General features: G+C 65.7%; 19 protein-coding genes and 1 pseudogene. 8 read left to right on the top strand and 12 right to left on the bottom strand.

All coding sequences use genetic code 11. From position 1 onward, the window contains the following. Positions 1 to 23: 23 nt before the first annotated feature. Positions 24 to 590 carry an RBBP9/YdeN family alpha/beta hydrolase gene (locus ACK1VC_RS12065; protein ID WP_449117962.1) on the bottom strand — a complete coding sequence of 189 codons (567 nt, stop codon included), beginning with the start codon at positions 588 to 590 and terminating at the stop codon, positions 24 to 26. Positions 591 to 834: 244 nt separating this feature from the next. Here ACK1VC_RS12065 and ACK1VC_RS12060 point away from each other — a divergent pair, with 244 nt between their 5' ends. Continuing rightward, positions 835 to 1,890 (top strand): AraC family transcriptional regulator, encoded by a 1,056-nt coding sequence (locus ACK1VC_RS12060; RefSeq protein ID WP_016485857.1) that lies wholly within the window; start codon positions 835 to 837, stop codon positions 1,888 to 1,890. An 18-nt stretch (positions 1,891 to 1,908) separates the two neighbouring features. Here ACK1VC_RS12060 and ACK1VC_RS12055 read toward each other — a convergent pair whose 3' ends face one another. From ACK1VC_RS12055 to ACK1VC_RS12010, 10 genes and pseudogenes are all read right to left on the bottom strand, one after another. Further along, positions 1,909 to 2,919, bottom strand: a complete 1,011-nt coding sequence (locus tag ACK1VC_RS12055) for a YeiH family protein (protein ID WP_016485856.1) — start codon at positions 2,917 to 2,919, stop codon at positions 1,909 to 1,911. Next, on the bottom strand, positions 2,916 to 3,578 hold the full coding sequence (locus ACK1VC_RS12050; protein WP_016485855.1) for a DsbA family oxidoreductase: 663 nt from the start codon (positions 3,576 to 3,578) through the stop codon (positions 2,916 to 2,918). Before ACK1VC_RS12050 ends, ACK1VC_RS12055 begins: the two co-directional genes overlap by 4 nt. Further along, positions 3,575 to 4,910, bottom strand: a pseudogene (locus ACK1VC_RS12045) (MFS transporter). The gene ACK1VC_RS12050 and the pseudogene ACK1VC_RS12045 overlap by 4 nt, the downstream one beginning before the upstream one ends. A 97-nt stretch (positions 4,911 to 5,007) precedes the next feature. Beyond that, positions 5,008 to 5,856, bottom strand: a complete 849-nt coding sequence (locus ACK1VC_RS12040) for a TauD/TfdA dioxygenase family protein (protein ID WP_023049159.1) — start codon at positions 5,854 to 5,856, stop codon at positions 5,008 to 5,010. A 13-nt stretch (positions 5,857 to 5,869) separates the two neighbouring features. After that, positions 5,870 to 6,850, bottom strand: a complete 981-nt coding sequence (locus tag ACK1VC_RS12035; protein WP_016485852.1) for a quinone oxidoreductase family protein — start codon at positions 6,848 to 6,850, stop codon at positions 5,870 to 5,872. Positions 6,851 to 7,007: 157 nt separating this feature from the next. Beyond that, positions 7,008 to 7,790: an SDR family NAD(P)-dependent oxidoreductase gene (locus tag ACK1VC_RS12030; protein ID WP_191087459.1), complete on the bottom strand. Its 783-nt coding sequence runs from the start codon at positions 7,788 to 7,790 to the stop codon at positions 7,008 to 7,010. Then, entirely contained in the window at positions 7,787 to 8,965 is a 1,179-nt protein-coding gene (locus ACK1VC_RS12025) for an acyl-CoA dehydrogenase family protein (RefSeq protein ID WP_191087458.1), read from the bottom strand. Before ACK1VC_RS12025 ends, ACK1VC_RS12030 begins: the two co-directional genes overlap by 4 nt. 29 nt (positions 8,966 to 8,994) lie before the next feature. Next, a complete protein-coding gene (locus tag ACK1VC_RS12020; RefSeq protein ID WP_016485849.1) occupies positions 8,995 to 9,714 on the bottom strand; it encodes a histidine phosphatase family protein in 720 nt (239 codons plus the stop codon). Continuing rightward, on the bottom strand, positions 9,707 to 10,069 hold the full coding sequence (locus tag ACK1VC_RS12015; RefSeq protein ID WP_016485848.1) for a DUF6285 domain-containing protein: 363 nt from the start codon (positions 10,067 to 10,069) through the stop codon (positions 9,707 to 9,709). Before ACK1VC_RS12015 ends, ACK1VC_RS12020 begins: the two co-directional genes overlap by 8 nt. Beyond that, complete coding sequence (locus ACK1VC_RS12010; protein ID WP_060519016.1) at positions 10,066 to 11,115, bottom strand: phosphotransferase family protein; 1,050 nt, start codon at positions 11,113 to 11,115, stop codon at positions 10,066 to 10,068. Before ACK1VC_RS12010 ends, ACK1VC_RS12015 begins: the two co-directional genes overlap by 4 nt. Before the next feature lie 275 nt (positions 11,116 to 11,390). Here ACK1VC_RS12010 and ACK1VC_RS12005 point away from each other — a divergent pair, with 275 nt between their 5' ends. The 7 genes from ACK1VC_RS12005 (at position 11,391) to ACK1VC_RS11975 (ending at position 23,179) form a co-directional block, all read left to right on the top strand. After that, positions 11,391 to 14,048 carry a LuxR C-terminal-related transcriptional regulator gene (locus ACK1VC_RS12005; protein WP_449117961.1) on the top strand — a complete coding sequence of 886 codons (2,658 nt, stop codon included), beginning with the start codon at positions 11,391 to 11,393 and terminating at the stop codon, positions 14,046 to 14,048. Between the two features lie 111 nt (positions 14,049 to 14,159). Beyond that, a complete protein-coding gene (locus tag ACK1VC_RS12000) occupies positions 14,160 to 15,947 on the top strand; it encodes an acyl-CoA dehydrogenase C-terminal domain-containing protein (protein WP_449117960.1) in 1,788 nt (595 codons plus the stop codon). Between the two features lie 172 nt (positions 15,948 to 16,119). Next, positions 16,120 to 18,222 carry a 3-hydroxyacyl-CoA dehydrogenase NAD-binding domain-containing protein gene (locus tag ACK1VC_RS11995; RefSeq protein ID WP_191087456.1) on the top strand — a complete coding sequence of 701 codons (2,103 nt, stop codon included), beginning with the start codon at positions 16,120 to 16,122 and terminating at the stop codon, positions 18,220 to 18,222. Between the two features lie 34 nt (positions 18,223 to 18,256). Beyond that, complete coding sequence (locus tag ACK1VC_RS11990) at positions 18,257 to 19,441, top strand: acetyl-CoA C-acyltransferase (protein WP_096425855.1); 1,185 nt, start codon at positions 18,257 to 18,259, stop codon at positions 19,439 to 19,441. 15 nt (positions 19,442 to 19,456) lie between these two features. Next, positions 19,457 to 20,230, top strand: coding sequence for an SDR family NAD(P)-dependent oxidoreductase (locus ACK1VC_RS11985; protein WP_191087455.1), 774 nt, complete (start codon positions 19,457 to 19,459; stop codon positions 20,228 to 20,230). 30 nt (positions 20,231 to 20,260) lie between these two features. Continuing rightward, on the top strand, positions 20,261 to 21,901 hold the full coding sequence (prpR, locus tag ACK1VC_RS11980) for a propionate catabolism operon regulatory protein PrpR (RefSeq protein WP_016485842.1): 1,641 nt from the start codon (positions 20,261 to 20,263) through the stop codon (positions 21,899 to 21,901). A 75-nt stretch (positions 21,902 to 21,976) separates the two neighbouring features. Continuing rightward, positions 21,977 to 23,179 carry an MFS transporter gene (locus tag ACK1VC_RS11975; RefSeq protein ID WP_016485841.1) on the top strand — a complete coding sequence of 401 codons (1,203 nt, stop codon included), beginning with the start codon at positions 21,977 to 21,979 and terminating at the stop codon, positions 23,177 to 23,179. A 10-nt stretch (positions 23,180 to 23,189) separates the two neighbouring features. Here the strand turns inward: ACK1VC_RS11975 and ACK1VC_RS11970 are convergent, their stop codons facing one another. Next, on the bottom strand, positions 23,190 to 24,998 hold the full coding sequence (locus ACK1VC_RS11970; protein WP_016485840.1) for an ABC transporter ATP-binding protein/permease: 1,809 nt from the start codon (positions 24,996 to 24,998) through the stop codon (positions 23,190 to 23,192). Positions 24,999 to 25,225 lie beyond the last annotated feature (227 nt).

The raw sequence follows: 25,225 nt of genomic DNA, 5'->3' as shown, positions 1-25,225 counted from the left end.
TGAGTGCGCGTGCCCCGGGCGGTTTAGCGATCGAGTTGCTGGATCAAGGCCTCGGCGTGTGGCCATGGGCCGAAGCCCGAGGCTGGGTTGAGGTGGCCAACGGCGCCGAGATCGACCAGCTCGCTGCCCCACTCGTCGGCCATGCGGGCGACGGCTTCGAAGCTCGCCAGGTGGTCGTTGCTGCTGCCCGCGACCAGGCTGGGGAATGGCAGCCGGCCGCTTCGCAGGGGTGCCCAGCCGTTGGCGCGCAGGCTGTCGGGGGTGGGATAATTGGCCGGCCAATCGGTATCCAGGTCCGGTGGGGCGGCCAGCAAGGCGCCCTTGATCGGGCGTTGGTAGCGGGCGGCCCAGTGCGCCACCATCAGCACACCGGCGCTGTGCGCGACCAGGATCACCGGGCCGTCAATGCTGGCCAGTTCGCGCTCGATCGCTTCGACGCGGGCGCTGCAACTGAGCTTGTCGGTTTCCAGCGGTGGTACCGAGCGCACCTTGCCCAGGCGCGCTTGCAGCAGGGTTTGCCAATGTTCGGGTACATGGTCGCGCAAGCCAGGCACGATCAGCACGGTTGCGGCGGTTTGCAGTTTTTCCACGTCAGGGCCCTTGCTCTGGTCAACTCGGTCGATTGCCGACTGCTTGAAGCCAGAGTAAAGAGTCGCCCTGCCAGCCGCTTTACATTGCGCGTCACGAACTTTTCAGTTGATGACACGGCTGCCGTGCCGCCCGGCCCCGGGCTCCGCTGCTCGGAAATGGCTTTGCATCTGACGACACAACCGCTATAAAAGACCACCCGCCAGCGCAGCGGAAGCTCATCAAGATCACGTGGAAAACAATAAAATGACCGTGCTCGCCCGTGCTGCAACCCTCACCAATTACCTGGAAGTTTCACGCCATCTGGGCCTCAACGGCCATGGCCTGCTGGCTCAGGCCGGCCTCAGTGCATCGCTGCTGGAAACCCCCGATCAACGCATCCCGGTGGCCGCTGCCATCAACGTGCTGGAGGAGTCGGCGCGGCTGAGCGGCTGCGAAGCCTTCGGCCTGCGCATGGCCGAACTCCGCCAGTTGTCGGACTTTGGCCAGGTCAGCCTGCTGATCAGCCATCAGCACTCGCTGCGCGACGCCCTGCAGGTGATCGTGCAGTACCGCCACCTGCTCAACAACGCACTGGCCATCCACATCGAGGAAATCGGCAAGACGGTGATCATCCGCCAGGAGGTCATCACTGACCAGCCGATGCACAGCCGCCAGGCTATCGAGCTGGCCATCGGCGTGATGCACCGCTTCTGCTCGGCGCTACTGGGCTCGCACTGGCACCCGATCAGCGCCAACTTCACCCACGCCGCCCCCGCTGACCTGGCCATCCACCGGCGCATCTTCGGCTGCAAACTGGAGTTCAACACCGACTTCAATGGCATCGTCTGCTCGGCATCCGACCTGGACACCGCCAACCCCCAGGCCAACGAAGGCATGGCGCGGCTGGCGCAACGTTATGTGGGGTTGCTGCAGGACGAAAACCTGCCATCACTGACGCTGGAAGTGCGCAAGGCGATCTTCCTGCTGATGCCCATGGGCCGCGCCACCATCGAGCACATCGCCCAGACCCAGGGCATGAACGTGCGCACCTTGCAGCGGCGCCTGGAAGAAGAAGGCGCGACCTTCAGCGAGCTGGTCAACGGCGTACGCCGCGACCTGGTGGTGCGCTACCTGGAAAGCCCTGGCTATTCGCTGGGGCGCATCGCCGACATGCTCGGTTATTCCATGCACAGCTCGTTCACCCGCTGGTTCATCAACCAGTTCGGCCAGCCGCCAGCCACCTGGCGTGCGCAGCATGAGCCGCACACACAAACCAGACGCAACCGCAGCGCCGCCCAGGCGACCACCAGCGCACGCTGACGGCCCTGGGCCTCTGGGCTACAGGCCGACGTGCATCAGGCCCAGCACCAGCAGCACCAGGAACACCGTCTCGCCCACCATCAGCAAAATCGGCTTGATGCCTACGGCGGCCAGCTCCTTGAGCTGGGTTTTCATGCCCAGGGCTGCGATCGATACCACCAGGCACCCACGCGACAGTTCGTTGATACTGCCCTGCACCGCCAGCGGCACCCAGCCGGTGCTGTTGACGCAGGCAAGGATCATGAAGCCGACCGCGAACCATGGCAGCAACGGCGGGCGCTTGCCGGTACTGTCGATACCCTGGCGACGCGCGATCATGGCCGCGACGACGATCACCGGCACCAGCATGGCCACGCGCATCAGCTTGACCACCGTGGCGGTATCACCGGTTTCGGTGGACATGCTGTAGCCGGCCCCCACCACCTGCGCCACATCATGGATGGTGGCGCCGAGGAACACGCCGGCGGCTTGCGGCGACAGGCCCAGGGCATTGGCGATCATCGGGTAGAGGATCATCGCCAGGGTCGACAGCGCCGACACGCCGATCACCGTGAACAGCGTCGCCCGTTCCTTCTGCGGGTGGCTGGGCAGCGCAGCAGCCAGCGCCAGCGCCGCCGAAGCACCGCAGATCGCCGTGGCGCCGCCTGTCAGCATGCCGAACAGGCGCTGGAAGCCCATGGCCTTGGCCGCCACCATCGACACGCCGATGGTCACCACCACCAGGATCACCACCAGCGCCACCGCCTTCCAGCCAAGGCCAGCCATCTGCTCCAGGGTGATGCGCATCCCCAGCAGCGCGACGCCCAGGCGCAGCACGCTGCGCGCGGTAAACTCGATGCCGGCCTTGCACTTGCCGTCCGCGCTCAGAAAGTTCAGCGCCAGCCCCAGCAACAGGGCGAACAGCATCACCGGCGCGCCGTAGTGTTCGGCCAGGAAACTCGCCGCACCCGCGGCGATCAGGCTGACGATCAGGCCCGGGGCCAGGTCGCGCACCCGGTTGTTGACCCAGGCAAACGCCAGCGTGCTCATGCCTCTCTCTCCGCCAGGCCCGACACCGCCAGATGCATGGCCTCCAGCAAGGCCTCGGCCGGCTGCGCACCAACCACTTGCAGCCGGTCATCGAAAACGAAGCACGGCACGCCACGGCCGGCGATGTCGGCGCCGGCACTGACGAACGGCAGGCCATCGCCACGCACGCTGCCGGCCAGGGCCTCGGGGGCAAAGCCGCACTGCTCGGCGATGCACAACAGCGTAGCGCGGTCGCCCAGGTCTTCACCCTGCTTGAAATACGCAGCCAGTAACCGCTCCAGCAGTGCCTCTACCTGTGCTTCATTGCCCAGCTCACTGGCGTGAAGCAACAAGCGATGGGCGTCGGCGGTATTGGGCATGCGCTCGATGCGGCTGAATTCGATCTGCTCGCCGACGGCGCTGGCCGCTTCGCGCACCTGGGCCTGACGTTGCCGCACGGCCTGATCGCTGCCCAGGCGTCGCCGGTAAAACTCGGCGAACGGCTGGCCGTCAAATGGCAGCTCAGGCAACAGTTGCACGCCCTGCCAGGCCAGGTTGACCTCGACCTCTGGCTGCGCTGCCTTGAACTGCACCAGGGCGGCTTGCAATTGCCGGCGGCCTATCAAGCACCACGGGCAGATAAAATCGAAGTACACATCAATCGACAACAAACGCTTCACGAACGGGCCTCCAGTTCTGGCTGAACAGGTGCCTGGGCGGTTTCACCGAGCTGCAGGCGCGCCATGTCCAGGTGATAGTGACGCTTGGCATAAATGAACACCGCTGCTGCGCCGATGCTGATCAACGGCACCAGCTGGAATGCCGACTGCAAGCCGATCAGGTCAGACACCTTGCCGGTGATCAGCGGGCCGGTGGCCAACCCGAGCAGGTTGTTGCACAAGGTCAGCGTGGCAAACGCGGTGCCGTAGCACCGTGTAGTGGGTGAGGTTGGCGACCATGGCGCTGGACGGGCCATTGGTGCCGGCGGCGATCATCATGCCCAGGCAAATCAGCACCAGTTGCGGCATGCCCGGCGGCAAGGCAAAGGCCACTGACAGCAGCACACAACTGCCCAGGCAGTAGGCGATGGCCAGGCTGATTTTGTGGTCCGGGCGCTTGCGCCCCATGCGGTCGCAAAGCATGCCGCACAGCACGATGCCCACCCCGCTGCACAGCACGATAATCGCAGCCACGGCGCCGGCGCGGTCAGTGCTCATGGCGTAGTAGCGGTTCAGGTAGCTGGGGAACCACACGATCACCGTGCCACCGACGAACAACTGCAAACCGCTGCCGACATAGGCGCTGATGACCGAGCGGCTTGAATACAGGGTACGCAGTGGCCGCATTGCCTTGAGCGCAGCCTTGTCGGGCGTTGCCGCCAGGCCTTTGGGGGCAATGCGCGCCTCGCGCACGATGAGCGGATACAGCAGCGCCAGCGCCAAACCAAAGAAGGCCATGCCGGCGAATGCCCAGCGCCACCCCAGGTGCTGGGCCATCACACCGCCCAGGCCCATGCCCAGTACCGAACCGAACATGCCACCGGCCATGAACGAGCCGGCCAGGGTGGCGCGCATCTCACGCGGGAACACCGCCACCACCACGGCAATACCGACGCTGCCGTAGGCCGCCTCGCCGACACCAACCAGAAAGCGTGCGATGAACATCTGCTGGTAGTTTTCCGCCAGGGCGCAACCCAAGGTCGCCAGGCTCCACATCACGGCCATGAACGTCAGGCTCTTGATCCGGCCAATGCGGTCGGCCAGCAACGACAGGGGGAAGGTCAGCAAACCGACCATCAGCGCGACGATGCCGCTGAGCAGCCCCAGCTGGCTGTCGCTGAGCTGCCATTCCTGCTTGAGCAGCGGGAATACGGCGTTGAGCACTTGCCGCGACATGTAGTCGGAAATCAGCAGGCCGAAGGTCAGGGCGAAAACGATCCAGGCGTAGCGCCGTGGAATGCCGAGCGAAGTATCAGTGCCTGGTTCTGCCGCACTGGCGTGATAGGTGGCCATGCTGCCTCCTCGGATATCTGAGTTTTATTGTTGTTATTGCTTACAGGCTATCGCGTAGCGATTGGGGCCGCATTGCGGCCCCAACGTGTCTGGCGGGTCAGAAAGTCGCATCCCCCATGATCCCGGCGCGCTCCATCTTGCGGTGGCAGGCGGGGTAATCCATGACGGCGTAATGCTGGGTACTGCGGTTGTCCCAGATGGCAATGCTGTTGGGCTTCCAGCGCCAGCGCACCTGGTACTCGGGGATGTAGGCCTGGCTGATCAGGTAGCGCAGCAATTCGCCCGCGCCGGGGTTGGCGTCCTGGCCGAAACGCACGCGCTCGGGGGTGTGGTAGTTGCTGAAATGGGTGGCGAAGGCGTTGACGAACAGCACCTTCTCGCCGGTTTCCGGGTGGGTACGCACCACCGGATGCTCGGCATCGGGAAAGAGGGCCTTGAGGGCAAGGCGCTTTTCGATCGGCATGGCGGCGCCGAAGCTGGCCTCGATGCTGTGCCGGGCACGCAGGCCCTCGATGCGCGACTTGATCTCGGTAGGCAGGTTGTCGTAGGCCAGCACCATGTTGGTCCACAGGGTGTCGCCGCCCACCGCAGGGCTTTCCACGCAGCGCAGCACGCACCCCATCGGCGGTGCTTCACGCCAGGTGGCATCGGTGTGCCAGGCATTTTCATAGCGGTCTACCGGCGTTTCCGGCGATTTGTAGATCCGCACCAGGCCGGGGTGGTCCGGGTCGCTGCCGACCACGGGGTGGTCCTCCAGCTCGCCAAAGCGGCGGGCGAACGCCACGTGGTCGGCGCGGCTGATGTCCTGGTCGCGCAGGAACAGCACCCGGTGCTTGAGCAACTGGGCACGGACCTCTGCAAACAGGCCGTCATCATGAATCGCATCGGCCAGCCTGACGCCAAGCAGTTCAGCACCGATGGCGCAGGTCAATTGTTCGACTTGCATGGCAGTGCCCTCCTCAGATGACGAAGATCGACGAACCGGTGGTCTTGCGCGACTCCAGATCACGGTGCGCCTGAACTGCGTCCTGCAAGGCGTAGTGCTGGTTGATCTCGATCTTGATGCGGCCACTGGCCACATGGCCGAACAGCTCGCCTGCCAGGGCGGCTTTCTCAGCCGGGTCGGCGATATAGTCGGCCAGTGCCGGGCGGGTCAGGAACAACGAGCCCTTCATCGCCAGGATCTGCGGGTCGAACGGTTCGATGGTGCCAGAAGCGGTGCCCACGCAGACCATCAGGCCACGGCGCTTGAGCGAGTCCAGCGAGCCCATGAAGGTAGTGCGCCCGACGCTGTCGAACACCACGTTGACGCCAACCCCATCGGTCAGCTCGCGCACGCGCTTGGCCACGTCTTCGTGGCTGTAGTTGATGGTGTGGTCGCAACCATGGGCACGCGCCAATTCGGCCTTGGCGTCGGTGGACACGGTACCGATCACGGTCAGCCCCAGCAGCTTGGCCCACTGCGAGACGATCAAGCCGACACCACCCGCAGCGGCGTGCAGCAGGATGCTGTCACCCGGTTTGAAGTCGTACAGGCGACGCATCAGGTACGAGGCCGTGAGGCCGCGCATGGTCATGGCCGCGGCCGTTTCGAACGCGATGGTTTCCGGCAGCTTGATCAGCGGCGCGGCAGGGATCAGGCGCTCGGTGCTGTAGGCGCCGAGGGTATTCATGAAGCCGGTGTAGGTCACCCGGTCGCCGACCGCTACGTCGCTGACACCCTCGCCCACCGCCTGGACCACGCCGGACGCTTCCACGCCCATGCCGTTGGCCAGCGGGATCGGGTAGGTGCCGTTGCGGAAATAGGTGTCGGCGTAGTTCAAGCCGACCGCCACGTGCCGCAGGCGCACCTGCCCAGGGCCCGGTTCGCCGACTTCGACGTCTTCGTAGCGCAGGACCTCAGGCCCTCCGGTTTCGTAGAAACGTACCGCTTTGGCCATGCCAATCTCCCTTCTTGTAGTTTTTGTTGAACAGCAACATGCGTCTTGAAGGGCAATTTAGGCCGTTGCGCAATACGCCGCTTATCATCGGACGACAACGGTTTTTCAGTTCATGACAGCGCCCCCGGTTTCAGTGCCGGGGCGCGGCTGGCATGGCTCAGAACGCCGAAATACCGCCATCCACGGCGATCGCCTGGCCGGTCATGTAGCTGTTTTCACGGGCGCACAGCATCAGCATGGCCGCCACGATTTCGTCGGGGGTACCCAGGCGCTTCATCGGCGAGCCCTGGGCGAGAAACGCCTGTTCCTCGCCCACATCGCTCCCGGTAACCATGGGCGTGGCGCTGTAGAACGGGCACAGCGCATTGACGCGGATGCCTCGGCGGGCGTATTCGACCGCTGCGGTTCGGGTCAGCCCGACCACCGCATGCTTGGCCGCCGCATAGGCGGCCAGCTTGGGCGCCGCATAGGCGGCCAGCTTGGGCGCACCGCCGAGCCCGGCCATGGAGGCGATGTTGAGGATCACCCCGCCGCCTTGCGGCAACATCTGGCGCAGTTGTTGTTGCATGCAGAAGAAGACGCCCTTGGTGTTGACCGCGTGGCTGCGGTCCAGCTCTTCTTCGGTGGTGTCGACGAAGCGCTTCATCGGCGTAAGTATCCCGGCGTTGTTCACCCCCACATCGAGGCGGCCGAAGGTGGCCATGGCCGCGTCCACCAGCGCCTTGACCTGCACCTCACGGGTCACGTCGCACGGCACCGCCAGCACTGTGGCGCCGGCCTCGCGCACGGTGCCGGCCACCCGCTCCAGGCCCGTCACGTTGCGGTCGCCGAGCACCAGGTGGGCGCCCAACCCGGCCAGGCGCTCGGCCAACAATGCGCCAAAACCGCTGGCGGCGCCGGTGATCATCACCACCTGGTTGCGATAGCTGTCCAGGTTCATCCGGCCACCCCCGGCGCGGTACGGGCGAGGATCTTCTTCGCCAGGCTCATGCGGTGCACTTCGTTGGGGCCGTCATAGATGCGGAAACTGCGCGCATCGCGGAAAATCCGCTCGACGATCGACTCGCCGGTAACGCCCTGCCCGCCGAGCACCTGCACACAACGGTCGATCACCCGCCAGATGGCCTCGGAGCTGAGCACCTTGGCCATGCTCGACTCGAAGTTGCCGCGCTTGCCCTGGTCCAGTACCCAGGCGCAGTGCCAGATCGACAGGCGCGTGGTGTGCAGGTCCATATCGTTGTCGGCGAGCATGAAGCCTACGCCCTGATGCTCGCCCAGCGGCTTGCCGAACGATACCCGGTGGTTGGCGTAGCGGCAGGCTTCGTCATGGGCACGACGGGCCTGGCCGAGCCAGCGCATGCAATGAGTCAGGCGCGCCGGGGCCAGGCGCACCTGGGCGTAACGGAAACCTTTGCCCACTTCGCCCAGCACATCGCTGGCGGGAATGCGCAGGTTGTCGAAGCGCAGCACCGCATGGCCGCCGGCGAAACAGCTGTCGAGCGAGTCCATCATGCGCTCGAGGATGAAACCGGGGCGGTCGGTGTCGGTGAGGAACATGGTCGCGCTGCCGTCTTCCATGCGCGCCATGATGATTGCCACTTGCGCGCCTTCGGCACCGGTGATGAACCACTTCTGGCCGTTGATGATGTAGTCGTCGCCGTCGCGTACGGCCTGGGTGGTGAGCATCGAAGGATCGGAGCCGGCGCCCGGGCTTGGCTCGGTCATGGCGAAGCAGGAGCGGATCCGGCCCTGCACCAGCGGCTTGAGCCAGCGGTCTTTTTGCGCAGGCGTTGCCACTTGTTCCATCAGGTGTATGTTGCCTTCGTCGGGGGCATGGATGTTCAGGGCTACCGGCCCAAGCGGCGAATAGCCGGCCTCTTCAAAGATGATCGCCTTCTCGATGTGGCTCAGTCCCAGCCCGCCCATCTCACGCGAGGCATGCGGAGTCAGCAGGCCGTGTTCACGGGCGCGCTCGATCAGCACCTGGCGCAGCTCGGGCGACGGACCGTGGGGGGTCTGGCGCCGGTCGCGCTCCAGGGGGATGACGACGTCAGCGACGAACTGCCGTACTTTGGCTTGCAGGGCAGTCAACTCGGCAGACAGGGCGAAATGCATGGCGGTATTCCTTAGCAGGGTCATCAGGGTCAGGCGAGCAGGCGACGTGGGTCGATGGAGGCGTGCACATGCTCCATGACGGTCTGGTCGATCGTTGCCTTGGCAGGGTCGTAGGCTGAGTAGTTGAGGGTGCGGATGTAGGCACGCAGCGCCTGCGGGCCCGCCATGTCGATGTCGACGATGTTCAGGCAGGCCGGGTCTTGCTCGAAGGCAGCCAAGGCACCAAGGCCGGCGCCGCAGGCCCAGGCCAGAAGAATGCGGTTGACCGCATCGTGGCTGACCAGCAGCAGCGCGTTCCAGTCAGGTGCTTCCAGCAACTGCTGGAAGCTGCCCAGCACGCGTTGCTGGAACGCGGCCCAAGGCTCACCGCGCAAAAAGGCTGCGTCGGGGTGATCGGCGAGCTGGTAGGCCTGGGCCACTTCACGGTGCAGGTATTCACGGGGGATTTCCCGCAAGCGGCCGGCACGGATCTCACGAAACCCGGCGTGCTCTTCCACAGGCTGGACGCGGCCGCCCAGGAGCTGGTCGAGGGTTTGCCGGGTGCGCGGGTAGTCTGAGCACACGGCGCGGTCGAATGGCGTGTGCGCCAGCACCTGCCCCAGCGCCTGGGCCTGGGCTACGCCATTGGCCGACAACGCCACGCTGCGCGGGTCGAGGGGACGGCCGCTGGTGTCGAAGTAGTCGACATGGCCATGGCGGACCAGGTAGCAGCGGCGGCGGCGCACCGGCTGGGCAGGCTGTTCAGTCATGGGCCAATACCTTGGGGTTGGTGATGCTCAGTTGTGCACGATTGATGGTGCGCAGTGCCGCCAGCAGGTGGGCGCGGGGCTCGCCGGCCTGGTCGAAGGCACCCAAGCGAATACGCTGGGCGAGTTCGCTGCGGGCTTGCTCGAGCGAGGCCTGGCCTTGCACCAACCCGGCCATGGCCTGGCGTTCGATGTCGGCACAGGCCGCACCCTGGGCAGCCTCGCGGCTGGCGATCAGCAAGGCGCTGGCCACCATCCGCGCCTCGTAGTGCAAGTGTGCCGGCAATGCGGGCAACAACTGTCTGAGCAGGGCGTCACGCGCCGTCAGCAGCAAGTCCTGGGCATCGGGCGGGTTCATGCGCGGCCTCCTTGGGTGAGCAACAGCAGTTCCTGTTCGAGCTCGCTGACCATGCGCCCGGTCAGCGCCAGTTCCAGCGAGCGTTGCTGGCCTGAGGCATGGCGTTCGGCCTGCTGCAGGGCGATCACCGCCCAGCGCAGGTGGGCCATGACCTGCCAGAAACGCAGCGTTTCGCTGTCCAGGTCGAGTGGCGAGACGCTGCGGTAGCCGGCGAGCAGGTCGTCCAGGCGGCCGATGCCGCCCGCCGCCAGGTCCGGCCGGGCAAACCGCCAGCAGCGTGCGGTGAACCAGCCCAGGTCTTCGCGGGGGTCGCCCCAACCGGCAAATTCCCAGTCCAGCACGCCGCAGAGCTCACCTTCCTCGACCATGTAGTTGCCTGTGCGGTAGTCGCGGTGGATCAGGCAAGTGGCAAGGGGGGCAGGCTTGTTCAGCTCGCACCAGCGCAGGCCCCATTCGATGATCGGGTGGCTACCCGGCAAGGCATCGAGGAACAGGCGGTACTGGTCGACGCTGGCCTGCACGGCATCGGCCACCGGTGCAGGCAGGAACGCCAGCGCCGCTTGCGGCGGGCGCAGCTGGTGCAAGCGTGCGAGGTTGGCCCCAAGCGCCCGGCACAGCCCCGGGTCGCCCTCGGGGGCGCCTTGGCTGCTGGTCAAGTGGTGGCCGCCAGCGTGGCCGGCCAGGGCCTGCATGATGAAGAAATCGCGCCCGATCACTTGTGGCATCTGGCACAGCCACAGTGGCTCGGGCACCTTCACACCCACTTGGTGAGCGGCGCTGAGCACGGCGAACTCCTGCGCGCGGCTCATGCTGGCGGCCACGGCGGAAGCCGCATCGGTACGCAGTACCCAACGTTGCGGCACACCGGCAACCTCGGCCTTGATCAACCAGTTCTCCTGGATGGCGCCACCCGACAATCGCTCGCTATGGGTAATGCGCACCGGCTGGCCGTGAAGGCGCTCCTGTAAATAGGCAGACAGCACCTCATGGGCGTCTGCGACGTCGATGCGAGCACTGGATTGCTGCGCTAAATGACTGCTTGGCATGGTCGGTCCAACTCACTGTTCACGAGTGCCGTGGCTCTAAGCAAGATGGTTGCCAGCTTCCTATGAATTAAATATTCGCTTAAAAATCAATAAGTTGTATCTAATCTTTCAGCGCACTCAACGCCATTCAAATCAGACTTGAACAGCGCCATTGCACAGCTGAAACCGCCGTTCAATTCTGCACAGCAAGCCACTGCCCTCCCCCAGCAGAATTTCCCCGCGCCGGGCGTGCGCTCGGCTAGGATGTCTGGCCAAACCGATGGAACCTGCTAGCCATGCATCTTCCCGCGCTCAAACCGAACCAGCTTCGCCCGCCCGCCGAGCCGACCAGGGGGGTGGTGCGAGCGCGGCTGCTCGACCAGTTGGCCAACGCCCTGGACGAAGGCAGCGTCGTGCTCCTGCAAGCACCGCTGGGCTATGGCAAGAGCACACTGCTTGGCCAGTTCACCCGCAGCCTGGCCGGGCCTTGGGCATGGCTGCGCCTGACCCGCGCCGAGAACCAGCCACCGGCCCTGCTGCTGCACCTGCACGCTGCGCTGCAACTGCCTGCGCAACAACGCGATACACCGCAGGCCGAGCACCTGTGGAGCCTGATTCTGGCCGACCTGGAGGCGCGCCAGGCGCCGCTGACGCTGCTGCTCGACGACCTGCACCTGCTCAACGCCGCGCCCGCCTGGCAGTACCTGGACACGCTGCTGCATGACCCGCCGCCTGCGCTGCGCCTGGTCGCCGCCAGCGAAGGACCGCCCCCGCTGCCGCTGGCCCACTTGCGCCGCGAGGGTCGGTTGATTGTGCTGGGCGCCCGTGACCTGGCCCTGGACAGCGAAGAGACGCGCCAGTTGGCACAGGCCCGGGACGTCAACCTGGGCAGCGATGCGCTGTACCAGCTGCGCGCCGGCAGCGAAGGCTGGCTTAGCGGTGTGCTGTTCTGGTTCGAGGCCTACCGCGAGGCGCTGCACAGCACCGGCCAGGCCCCTGCTGACCTGCGCCCGATCACCCGCCAGGCCTATGCCCATGCCCGGCAGTTTCTCGAAGAAGAACGGCTGCAGCGCTTGCCCGTGCCGTTGCGGATATTTCTGGAACACACCGCCGTGGCCCAGGTGTTTGATGCAGGCCTTGCCAGCGAACTGGCCGCCGATGCCGATGTGCCCGCCGCGCTGCGCCAGCTGCAGCGCCTGGACCTGATCATCGAAGTCCCCCAGGGCAGCCACGCCGAGTACCGCTACCACCCAGCCCTGCGCAACAGCCTCTACCAACGCCTGGAACAACGCGACCCCCAACGCCTGCGCCAGCTGCACCGCCAGGCTGCCAGCTGGCTGCTGGCCCAGCGCCGCTACACCGAGGCGATCTACCAGTTCGGCCGGGCACGCGACCTGGATGCCGTGCTCAACATCGTCGACCGGCACGGTTTCGAGCTGCTGCGCGAGGGCAAGGTCAACACCCTGGTCGATGTGCTCGACGAGGTCGCTGGCCACGCTGGCAACGACAGCTTCACCTTGGCGGTGACCGAGGCCTCCACGGTGATGGTCACCAACGATATCGCCCAGGCCTGCCAGTGCCTGCACCAGCTACACGCCTTGCAGCGCCGCCAGGCAGTGCCGCGCCACCCCGAGCGGGTGCAGCAGACGGTAATGTTCTTGCGCAGCCGCCTGGCCTACCTGGGCGGCAACCTGGGGCACGCCCTGGCCCTCGCGGCGCGGGCACTGCAGCGGTTTCCCCAGCACAACGCAGCGCGCTCGGTGCTGTATTTCGACCGCGCCAACTGCCTGGCGGCGCTCGGCCAACTGGAGCAGGCCCACACCGAAGGCAGCCGCGCCCTACGCGAGCTGCAGGGCTTTGGCCTGAGCGGCTACACCAACCTGCTGCAACTGTTGCTGGCGCAGATCGAACTGGCCCAGGGTGCCAACGATGCTGCCTGGGCGCGCCTGCAAGGCATGGCCGAGCTGCCTGCCGCCGGCAGTTCGGGGCGCTTCTATGAACTGTTCCGCCACCTGGGCAAAGGCCTGGCACTGCTGCAAGCCAACCGCCTGGCCCAGGCACGCCAAGCCCTGGCCCAGGCCGAGGTGCTGGCACTGGGCTTCCCCCACAGCGCTGCGCTGCCCTGGGTGTTTCACCACCAGGCATGCCTGCACTGGGCGCTGGGCGAGACCGGCCAGGCCAGGGCACGCTGGGCAGAGGTACGCCGGCTGGCCCGCCAAAACCGTTTGCTTACCCTCTACCGCCAGGCCGGCGCCTGGCTCGCGCGCCTGGCCTTGCGCGACAATGACCAGGACTACCTGCCCGACTGGCTCGACCAATGGCACTGGTGCCGGCGCCAATATGGCGAGCAACTCTTACCGGAAGAGTGGCTTGCCTATGCCTGGGTGCAACGCCACCTCGGCCAGCGCGACAAGGCCTGGCAGATCCAGCAGAGCTTGCAGGCTCAAGCGCAGGCCCAAGGCAACCGCCGCCTGCTGGTCGACGCACTGCTGCTCCACGCTGCCCTGCTACAGGACCGTGGTGCCCGCGACGACGCCCTGCTCAGCCTCGAACAGGCGCTGCAACTGGCCTGCACCTACGGCTTCGGCCAACTGCTGCAGTATGAAGGTGACGTCTGCCTGGAGGCCCTGCGCCAACTGCTGCTGCCCCAGGTGCGCCAACGCCTGGGCCTGCAGGCCCCAGCGCCCTTGCGCGAGCACCTGAATGCCCTGTTCCGGCCATTGCTGGCAAACAAGGAAAACGTGGAAAGCGCCCTGATCGTGCCGCTCTCGCGCCGTGAGCTGGAAGTGTTGCAGCGCATGGCCCGCGGGCAGAGCAACGGGCAGATCGCCGAGGCGATGTTCATCAGCCTTAGCACGGTCAAGACCCACATCAACAACCTGTTCCGCAAGCTCGACGTGGCCGACCGCGACAGCGCCCTGTGTTCGGCGCGCGAACTGCAACTGCTGGGCTGACCTCCACCTGGCCCTCGCCGCGATTCCACCCGCCATTCCACCCGGGGGGTGGACGCGGTGTCCGGGCCTGCCTGTTACAACATGCCGAGTCCACCCAGCCAGGAGTTCGGCATGCCCAGCTACACCGCCCCATTGCGCGATATCACCTTTGTTGCCCAGGAGCTGCTCGGCCTGAGCCGCCACTACCAACAACTGACTGGCTGTGAAGCCCCGGACGCGGCTACCTTCGCCGCCATCGTCGAAGAAGGTGCCAAATTCGCCGAACAGCAGCTGGCCCCGCTCAACGCCGTGGGCGACCAGCACGGCTGCCAGTGGCAGGACGGCAAGGTCACCACCCCGCCCGGCTTTGCCGATGCCTACAAACGCTTCGCCGACAACGGCTGGCTGGGCCTGGACAAGAACCCGGCCTTCGGTGGCCAGGGCCTGCCGCCGTCGCTGGGGTTCGTCAACTACGAGATGGTGTGCAGCGTCAACCACGCCTGGGGCATGTACGGCAACCTCGCCGGAGGCGCCATCAGCACCCTCAGCGAGCACGCTGACGAAGCCCTGCAGCAGCGCTTGCTGCCACCGATGATCGCCGGCCGCTGGGGCGGCACCATGTGCCTGACCGAAGCCCACTGTGGTTCGGACCTCGGCCTGCTGCGTACCAGCGCCAAGCCTCAAACCGACGGCACCTACCAGGTCAGCGGCAGCAAGATGTTCATCTCCGCCGGTGAGCACGACATGACCGAAAATATTATCCACCTGGTGCTGGCGCGCATCGAAGGCGCGCCGGCGGGGGTCAAAGGCATTTCGCTGTTCGCCGTGCCGAAGATCCAGGTCGATGCCCAAGGCCAGCTTGGCGCGCCCAACGGTGTGAGCTGCGGCTCCATCGAACACAAGATGGGCATCCACGGCAACGCTACCTGCGTGCTCAACTTCGACAGCGCCACAGGCTACCTGCTGGGCGAGGCCAACCGTGGCCTGAACGCCATGTTCACCTACATCAACGAGTCGCGCCTGGCGGTGTCCCAGCAGGCCCAGGCTCACGCCGAAGCGTCGTTCCAGGGTGCCTTGGCCTATGCCCGGGACCGCGTGCAGATGCGCGCCACACCCCGCCTGCGCAGTGACCAGCCAGCCGACCCGATCATCGGCCATGCCGATGTACGGCGCATGCTGCTGACCCAAAAAGCCTTTGCCGAAGGTGGCCGCATGCTTGCCTACACCTGCGCCAAGGGCGTCGACCAGTTGCACCACGGCGCCAGCGCCGGCGTGGGGGGGGCGGCGGCACGCCGCCTCGCGCTGCTCACGCCGATTGCCAAAGGCTTCCTCACCGAAACCGGCAACGAGGCCGCGCAACTGGGTATTCAGGTATTCGGTGGCCACGGCTACATCCGCGAGTGGGGCATGGAGCAGATTGCACGCGACGTGCGCATCACCGCGATCTACGAAGGTACCAACACCATCCAGGGCCTCGACCTGCTGACCCGCAAGGTGCTCGCCGATGGTGGCGAAGCCCTGGGCGAACTGCTCAGTGAAATCGAAGACTTCACCCAGAGCACAAGTGCCCCGACCCACCTGGCCCAGGCCCTGCTCAAGCAAGTGATTGCCTGGCGCGAAGTCAGTGCCTGGCTGAGTGACGCCAGCGCAGGCGATGCCAACCTGATCGGCGCCAGCGCCTACGACTACCTGATGCTCAGCGGTTACACCCTGCTCGGCTACCTCTGGCTGCGCGCTGCGTGTGTGGCCGAACGGGCACTGGCTGCCGGCAGCAACGAGGCGGCCTTCTACCAAGGCAAGCGCGAGACCGCGCGCTTCTACCTGCCACGCCTGCTGCCACGCGCCAACCTGCACGAAACGCTGATTCGCACCGGTAGCAACAACCTGATGGACATCAGCGAGGCCGCATTCGCCCGCTGATACCAGCGCGCCGGTCAAAACCCCGGCAAGCGGCGCTTTACCCTGTGGGAGCGGGCTTGCCCGCGAAGAAAACACCGCGGTGCATGGCACCGGCTTCGCCGGTGTTCGCGGGCGAGCCCGCTCCCACCGGGTCGGGCGTGCGCCCACGGCCCACTAACAGGAAGGTTACCCCATGCAACTCATCGACTATCGCCGCGAAAACCAACTGGCCCTGATCGGCCTGCGCCACGCGCCGGTCAACGCCCTTGGCCATGACTTGCGCCAGGCACTGATGCAGGCCTGCAGCCGGGCCGCTGCTGACCCCGAAGTGCAGGCCATTATCCTGCACGGTGAGCAACTGCCGTTCAGTGCCGGTGCCGACATCAGCGAGTTCGGCAGCCCACGCACCTGGGAGGCGCCGGCACTGCCCGAACTCCTCGATGCCCTGACCCGCATCGAAAAACCCCTGATTGCCGCCATCGACGGGGTGGCCCTGGGCGGCGGCCTGGAACTGGCCCTGGCTTGCAGCCATCGTCTGGCTACCGCCACCGCACGCCTGGGGCTTCCCGAAGTCCGCCTGGGCCTGCTGCCCGGTGCTGGCGGCACCCAGCGCCTGCCGCGCCTTATCGGCGTGGCCCCGGCGTTGGAGATGATGCTCAGCGGCGACCTGATCGATGGCCGCCAGGGCCTTGCCCTGGGTCTGATCGATCGCCTGGTCGAAAGCCGGCAGGACTTACTCGAAGCAGCCTGCACTTTGGCTCGCGAGCAACTGGCCCAACCGGCCCTGCCAAGCGCCCCTGCAACACCTTTGGCCGACGGCCTGGAAAGCGACTTCTTCGCCAGCCGCGAGGCACAGCTGATCGCCCGCAAGCCCGGCCAGACTGCGCCCCTGCGCGTGCTCGCCGCGGTCCGCGCCGCCTGCGAGATGCCCCTGGCCGAGGGCCTGGCCCGCGAGCAGGTACTGTTCCGCGAAGCCCTGCAAGACCCACAGGCCACCGCCCTGCGCCACCAGTTCTTCGCCGAGCGCGAGGCGCTGCGCGTACCCGGCATCGACGCCAGCACGGCGCTGCGCAGCATTGACCGGGTGGCGGTGATCGGCGCCGGCACCATGGGCGCCGGCATCGCCATGAACTTTATCAACGCCGGTATCCCGGTACGCCTGCTGGAGCTCAAGCCCGAAGCGCTGGACCGGGGCCTGGCGCAGATCCGCAAGACCTACGAAGGCAGCATCAAGCGCGGCAAGCTTGGCGCCGAGCAGCTCGATCAACGTATGAACCTGCTGCAAGGCACCCTCGACTACGCCGACCTGGCCGACGCCGACCTGGTGATCGAGGCGGTGTTCGAGGACCTGTCGATCAAGCAGCAGGTGTTCCGCACCCTGGACCGGGTGTGCAAGGCGGGCGCGATTCTCGCCAGCAACACCTCGACCCTTGACGTCGACCGCATCGCCGCCTGTACCCGCCGACCGCAGGACGTGGTCGGCCTGCATTTCTTCAGCCCGGCGAACGTCATGCGCCTGCTCGAAGTGGTGCGCGGCCGGCTGACGGCGCCCGACGTGCTGGCCACCACGTTGCAGGTCGCCAAGCGCATCGGCAAATTGCCGGTGGTCTCGGGCGTGTGCTTTGGCTTCATCGGCAACCGCATGCTCGAACCCTATGCCCGCGAAGCCCACCGCCTGGTGCTTGAAGGCGCCTCGCCAGCCCAGGTGGACAAGGTCCTCACCGGCCTGGGCCTGGCCATGGGCGTGTTCGCCATGTACGACCTGGCCGGCATTGATGTCGGCTACCTGGTGCGCCAGGCACGGCGCAGTGAAATCGCCCACGACCCGAGCTACTTCCGCCTGGCCGACGAACTCTACAGCCTGGGCCGCTACGGCCAGAAGAGCGGGCGCGGGTTCTACCGCTACGAAGGCCGCGAACGCATCGAAGACCCGGAAGTGGAGCAGATTGCGGTGCAACTGGCGGCCAGGCTGGGCATCACCCGGCGCACCATCAGCGACGCCGAAATCCACGACCGCTGCCTGTTCATGCTGATCAACGAGGGCCTGCAGGTGCTCGATGAAGGCATTGCCCTGCGCAGTGGCGACATCGACCTGGTGTGGACCAACGGCTACGGCTTCCCGGCCTGGCGTGGGGGCCCACTGCACTATGCCCGCGAGCTCGGCCTGGACAACGTGCTGGCGGGCATCGAGCAACAGCGCGAAGCGCTCGGCGCCTATGGCCACATGTGGCTACAGCCAGCCCCGTTGCTGCGGCGCCTGGCTTCCAGTGCGAAGTTGCGCACGGCCAGCCTATGAGCCGTTCTCCCCTGTTCATCAAGGAACCCCGGACATGAAAGAAGCCGTCATTCTCTCCACCGCCCGTACCCCGATCGGCAAGGCCTTTCGCGGCGCGCTGAACAACACCCGCTCGCCGAGCCTGGCCGCGCAGGCCATCCAGGCGGCGGTGGTCCGCGCCAGCATCGCCGGTGATGAAATCGAAGACCTGGTAATGGGTACCGCGATGCCCTCCGGCACCGCTGGCTGGAACCTGGGCCGCATGAGCGCGCTGGCTGCCGGCCTGCCGGTGTCGGTCAGCGGCCAGACCCTGGACCGCCAGTGCGCCTCCGGGCTGATGGCAATCGCCACCGCCGCCAAACAGATCATGGTCGATGGCATGCAGGTGACCGTCGGCGCCGGCCAGGAAAACATCAGCGCGGTACAGGCGCGTAACCTGGAATGGGCATTGGCCGAGCAGGACAGCCGCGTGATTCAACGTGTCCCACATGCCTACATGCCGATGCTGCAGACTGCCGAGCACGTGGCCAAGCGCTATGGCATCAGCCGCGACGCCCAGGACGCCTACGCCCTACAGTCACAGCTGCGCACCGCCGCCGCCCAGCGCAACGGGTTGTTCGAGACCGAAATCGTGCCCGTGACAGCGCAGCAGTTGATCAAAGACAAGCAGACCGGCGAGGTCAGTTACCGCGAGGTGACCCTGACGCAGGACGAAGGCAACCGCCCGCAGACACGCCTGGAGGACCTGACCGGCTTGAAACCCGTGCTCGAAGGCGGCTGCATCACCGCCGGCAATGCCAGCCAGCTGTCCGACGGTGCCAGCGCCTGCGTACTGATGAACGCGCGCCTGGCCGAGCAGCGCAACCTTGAGCCGCTGGGCCTTTACCGGGGCATCGCGGTGGCCGGCCTGGCCCCGGAAGAGATGGGCATTGGCCCGGTATACGCCGTGCCGCGCCTGCTCAAGCAGCATGGGCTGAAGGTGGGCGACATCGGCCTGTGGGAACTCAACGAAGCGTTCGCCTGCCAGGTGCTGTATTGCCGCGACAAGCTGGGTATCGACCCCGCGCGGCTGAACGTCAACGGCGGCGCCATCGCCATCGGCCATCCCTATGGCATGAGCGGTGCGCGGATGGTCGGGCATGCCTTGCTCGAAGGCAAACGGCGCGGGGAGCGGTTCGTGGTTGTGACCATGTGCGTGGGCGGTGGCATGGGTGCCGCCGGCCTGTTCGAAGTACTTTGACCAAGGGCCGACAGCATGCTTGCAAACACATTTTCCTTGACTGGCAAGACCGTGCTGGTCACCGGGGCCTCCAGCGGCCTGGGCGCGCATTTCGCACGCCTGGCCCAGGCTGCTGGCGCCCGGGTGGTGCTGGCAGCGCGCAGGGTCGAGCGCCTGCAGGCGCTGGCCGAAGCACTGCAGGCCAACGGCGGTGAAGCACTTGCCGTGGCACTGGACGTGACCCGCCGCGACAGCGTCGAGCAGGCCTTCGACCAAGCCGAGGCACGCTTTGGCGTGGTCGACGTGATCATCAACAATGCCGGTATCGGCGACCCCGGGCGCTTTCTCGATATGAGGGAGCAGGACTGGCAACGCATGCTCTCGACCAACCTCGACGGTGTGTTTCATGTTGCCCAGTGCGCAGCCCAGCGCCTGGTCAAGGCCGGGCAGCCAGGCAGCATCGTCAACATCGCCTCGATCCTCGGCCTGCGGGTCGGCAGCGGCCTGAGCCACTACTGCACGGCCAAGGCCGCCGTGGTGCAACTGACCAAGGCCATGGCACTGGAGCTGGCCCGCTACCGGATCCGCGTCAATGCCATTGCCCCAGGCTACTTCAGGACCGAGATGAACGAAGACTACTTCGACAGCGAGGACGGTCAGGGTTACATCAAAAACCACGTGCCGATGCGCCGCCTGGGGCAACTGCACGAACTGGACGGCCCTTTGCTGTTGCTGGCCAGTGATGCCGGCGCATTCATGACCGGCAGCATCGTGGCCGTGGATGGCGGGCACCTGGTAAACCCTCTGTAATGCCCCAATTGCTGTAGACAAGGAGCCTGTATGCCCGTCACCGCTTACCTGCCCCGCGTGGTTGCGCTGGTTACCCACCTGCATCGCCCCGCCGCTCCCAGCCGCATGGCGCAACTGATCGAGCAAGTAAGCGCCGACTACCGGCAACAAGCCCGTATAGAGGTCATCGAAACCAGCCTGGCCGACCTGCTGCCACTGGCGCGCAAGCTGGAAAGCCACCAGCAGGCAGACGTCATTCTGTGTTCCGGGGCTGCCGCCGATTACTTGCGACATCACCTGATTACCTCGGTGCGAACCCTGCACCTGGGCGAGTTCGACCTGATCCGTGCCCTGGTGCAGGCCCGCGACCGGGCCAGCCGGGTGGGTATCCTCAGTTTCGCCCAGCCGTACCCGGAACTGGCGGCGATGCAGGCGCTGTTCACCCTGCAGATTCGCGAACACACCTACACCAGCCTGGAGCAGGCCCGGGATCAGGTCGAACGCTTGGTCGCGGATGGCTTCGAGGTGATCATCGGCTCGCCAACGGTATGCCAGTTGGCCGACGCCGCGGGTGCCCAAGGCGTGCTGGCGCTGGATGCCGAAAGCCTGCGCCATACATTCGACAGCCTGGTGACCCTGAGTGCCAAGGCTGGTGAGCCCCCCACACACCGCCTGCCACGGCGCGGCCGTGAACAGCCCGATGCGCGCCCGTTCAAGGCGCGCCATCGCTTCGAGCAACTGCTCGGTGACGCGCCGGCATTTCGCGCCATCCTGAGCCTGGCTCAGCGCTACGCACAGGCCGACGCCACGGTGCTGATCACCGGCGAGAGTGGTACCGGCAAGGAGTTGCTGGCGCAAAGCATGCACCACGCCAGCCCGCGCCAACAGGGGCCGTTCGTGGCGATCAACTGTGCGGCGCTGCCCGAGTCGCTGCTTGAAAGTGAACTGTTCGGCTACGAGGACGGTGCCTTCACCGGTTCGCGCAAAGGCGGCAAGCCCGGCCTGATCGAGCTGGCGCACACCGGCACCTTGTTCCTCGACGAAATAGGTGACATGCCGGTGGCCCTGCAAACCCGCCTGCTGCGGGTGCTGCAGGAGCGCGAGGTGCTGCGTTTGGGCGCCTGCCAGCCGAAGGCAGTGGATATCCGGGTGATTGCCGCCACCCATTGCGACCTGCCCGCGCGCATCGCCGACCAGCGCTTTCGCCAGGACCTGTATTACCGCCTGAATATCCTGCGCCTGGCCGTACCGCCGCTACGCGAGCGGATCGCAGACATCGTGCCGCTGTTCAATGCCCTGCTTGCGCGCCACTGCCGAGCCAGGGGCTTGCCGCCTTCAAGTGACGAGCACGTGCAGCACATTCTGCCATTGATGCTGCGCCACCCTTGGCCGGGCAACATGCGTGAGCTGGAGAACATCGCTGAGCGCGCGGCCTTGTGCCTGAGTCCGCAGGGCCACGATGACAAGGTCGACTTGGCCACGTTGTTCCCGGAGTTCTTCGAGGCCGGCGCGGCTGCAGCGGCGAAGCTGCCCCATGCCGCCACCGACAACCTGCGTAGCCTGGGCAAAGCAGCCGAAACGGCCCATGCGCGTCAGGTGCTGGCTTGCTGCGACGGCGACATGGACGAGGCCGCGCGGCGCCTGGGGGTCAGCCGCAGCACCGTCTGGCGGCGGGTGCGCAGCTTGGCCTGACCGGTCGTGGTTCCGGTTTGCATCCTGCGCGTGGGCTCCTACAGTTTGAACGTAGCAACGCTGACGAGACCCCAGATGCGCAGCAATGAAGAAAGCGGCGCCGTTAATGCCAGCCGAACCTTGCCAAAGATCCCGCGCAGTGTCTGGGCGCTGGGCTTCGTGTCGATGTTCATGGACATTTCCTCGGAGATGATCCACGCTCTGCTGCCACTGTACATGGTCACCGTGCTCGGCACTTCGGTGGTTGCTGTGGGCGTTATCGAAGGTATCGCCGAGGCAACCGCCTCGATCACCAAAGTGTTTTCCGGCGCGCTCAGCGACCGGCTGGGCAAGCGCAAGCTGCTGACCGTGCTCGGCTACGGCTTGGGCGCGCTGACCAAGCCAGTATTCCCCATGGCCTCCGGGCTGGAGTGGCTGATCGCAGCACGTTTCGTCGACCGGGTCGGCAAAGGCATACGTGGGGCGCCGCGTGATGCGTTGGTGGCTGATGTCACGCCCCCCGAGTTGCGTGGTGCCGCCTTTGGCCTGCGTCAGGCGCTGGATACGGTTGGCGCTTTCCTCGGGCCATTGCTGGCGATCGTGCTGATGTGGCTGACCGCGAGCCACTTCCAGAGGGTGTTCTGGGTGTCGGTGATCCCGGCGTTGGTGGCGGTGTACATCCTCATCGCCTTCGTGCACGAACCTGAAACGCCTGCCACGACACCGCCCGTGCGCGCACCGCTGGCGGTGCACGAACGGGTACGCCTGGGCCCGGCCTACTGGCGGCTGATCGGCCTGGCCACCTTGTTCACCCTTGCCCGCTTCAGCGAGGCCTTCCTGCTACTGCGCGCCCAGGACATGGGCCTGGCGCCAATGTGGGCGCCTGCGGTGCTGGTGCTGATGGCGCTGGCCTACTCGGTGTCGGCCTACCCTGCCGGGGTAATGTCGGACCGTCTGGGGCGCCGCGGCGTGCTGATGACGGGGCTGGGGCTGCTGATCGCCGCCGACCTGTTGCTGGCCCTGCTGTCTGGCTGGGCGGGGCTGGCCTTGGGGGTTGCCGCCTGGGGCCTGCACCTGGGCTTCACCCAAGGCATCTTCGCGGCCATGATCGCCGACAGCGCACCGGCCAACCTGCGCGGGACCGCCTTCGGCCTGTTCAACCTGCTGACCGGGGTGGCACTGCTGACGGCCAGCGTGGTGGCAGGGTTGTTGTGGGATGGTGCGGGGTTCCAGGCAACCTTCCTGGTCGGCGCAGGGCTTGCCAGCACCACCCTGGTGGGGGTGATGCTGTTACGTTGAGCATACCGGACTAGGCCAACGCCGGCTCCTGCTTGAGCAACGACCAGCCCCCGTGCCCATCCACCTCCAGCCGGTGAGTATGGAACCCCGCCAGTGTGCTGCGATGGCCAACACTGACCAGCAGCGCACCCGGCATTTCCGTGCGCAGCAGCGAATACAGGGCGTGCTCGAGCCCTTCGTCCATCGCCGAAGTGGACTCATCGAGGAACACTACCTGAGGCCGGTTGAACAGCACCCGTGCGAACGCCAGGCGCTGCTGCTCGCCCACCGAGAGAATATGCGACCAGTCGCAACTGACCTCCAGCCGCTCCGCCAGATGAGCCAGGTTGACCTGGCGCAAGGCCTGTTGCATACGTCCTTCGTCCTCGGGCTTGCTGGCTGCCGGGTAGGCGATGACCGCCCGCAAGTCGCCCAGCGGCAGGTAGGGGCGCTGCGACAGGAACAACGCCTGATGGCCTGGCGGGCGCCTGACCTTACCTTCAGCGTAAGGCCAAAGGCCCGCCAGGGCTCGCAGCAGGGTAGTTTTACCACTGCCCGACGGGCCCTTGATCAACAATGCCTGACCGGCGTGCAGGCTCAGGCCAAGGTCAGCGACAAGGGCATGCCCGTCTGGCCGCAGCACCTGCAGATCAATGATTTCCAGCCCATGCTGCTGAGCCTCGAGGGTGACACGCGGCAAGGCGCTCGCCTGCTGGTTGGCATCAAGAAAACCGGTCAGACGGTCGAGGGTGGCCCGGTATTGAGCGAACGCATCGTAAGATTCGCGGAAGAACGACAATGAATCCTGCACCTGGCCAAAGGCCTGGGCGGTCTGCATCACGTCACCCAACTTGATCGCACCGCTGAAGAAGCGTGGCGCCTGGAGTATAAACGGGAACACCACGGCAACCTGGCTAACACCCAGGTTGAAACCACTGAATTTCAGGTTCCGGAACACCAGCGCCCAGGCATTGACGATCAAGGCGCCAAAGCGGCCCAGTAACGTGCCACGCTCCACCGAGGCGCCTTGGTAGAAGGCAATGTTCTCGGCATTCTCGCGCAGGCGCATCAGCGCATAGCGAAAGTTGGCGGTGAGTTTTTCATTGAGGAAGTTCAGACGGATCAACGGGCGCCCCAGGCGGAAGGCAATCCAGGTGGCAACGATGACATACAGGTACACGGCAAACACCATCGCCCGGGGGACTTCCACACCAGCAACCGCCAGCGGTGCCGACAGCGACCAGAGGATCCCGGTGAAGGCCACCAGCGACACCAGTGCACTGACAGCACCCAAGGCCAGGGTGACCGAGTTGGTGACAAATGCATTGGCATCCAGTTCGATACGCTGGTCAGGGTTGTCCACCGGCTCGGCCAGAAACTGACCACGGTAGTAGGCATCGCCATGCATCCAGTCGTGGGTCAGACGCTCGGTGAGCCAGACCCGCCAACGAATGCTGAATGCCTGGGTTACATAGAAGGTGAACAGCGAACGCAGTACATGGATGGTGGCCAGTACGGCAAAGACGCCGAGCATGTACCAGAAAGCGGATTGATCCAGGCCTTGCAAGGCACTGTAGAAGCCGTTGTACCAGAACGAGAACAGTACGTTGAGGCGCACCGAGAACAGCGTCAACACCAGCAACAGCGCAAACACCAGCAGTGGTCGCCAACTGCGCCTGAAACTGAAGTAGGGCCCGGCAAGCTGCCAGAACTGGCTGCCCCAGCGCGTGCAACGTACAGCCAGTGTCGCGGCAGCGGTAAAGCAGACAAGGGTGATGAACGAAGCGATTGCCAGCCATCGCAGGCTCTCTTGCAGGGCCTGGTGCCAGTTCATGTCCATGGTGAGTATCCGTGCTGAGTATTTCCGCGAGCGTAGCATTGCCCTACGTTTCATCAGGCATAGATGACGTACATTTCATGATCCTGACCTGTTGCCACAGACCCTGCAGGAGCGGCCTTGTGTCGCGATCGGCGACTTACCACAGACCCCTGTAGGAGCAGCCTTGTGCTGCAAAGAGGCCATTGCAGCCGAAGATAATCTTTAGCCTTACCGGCCTCTTCGCAGCA

Source organism: Pseudomonas sp. XP2 (assembly GCF_053557975.1).
Note: the sequence above shows the minus strand (reverse complement) of the source record. Positions and strands in the feature narration are given on the sequence as shown.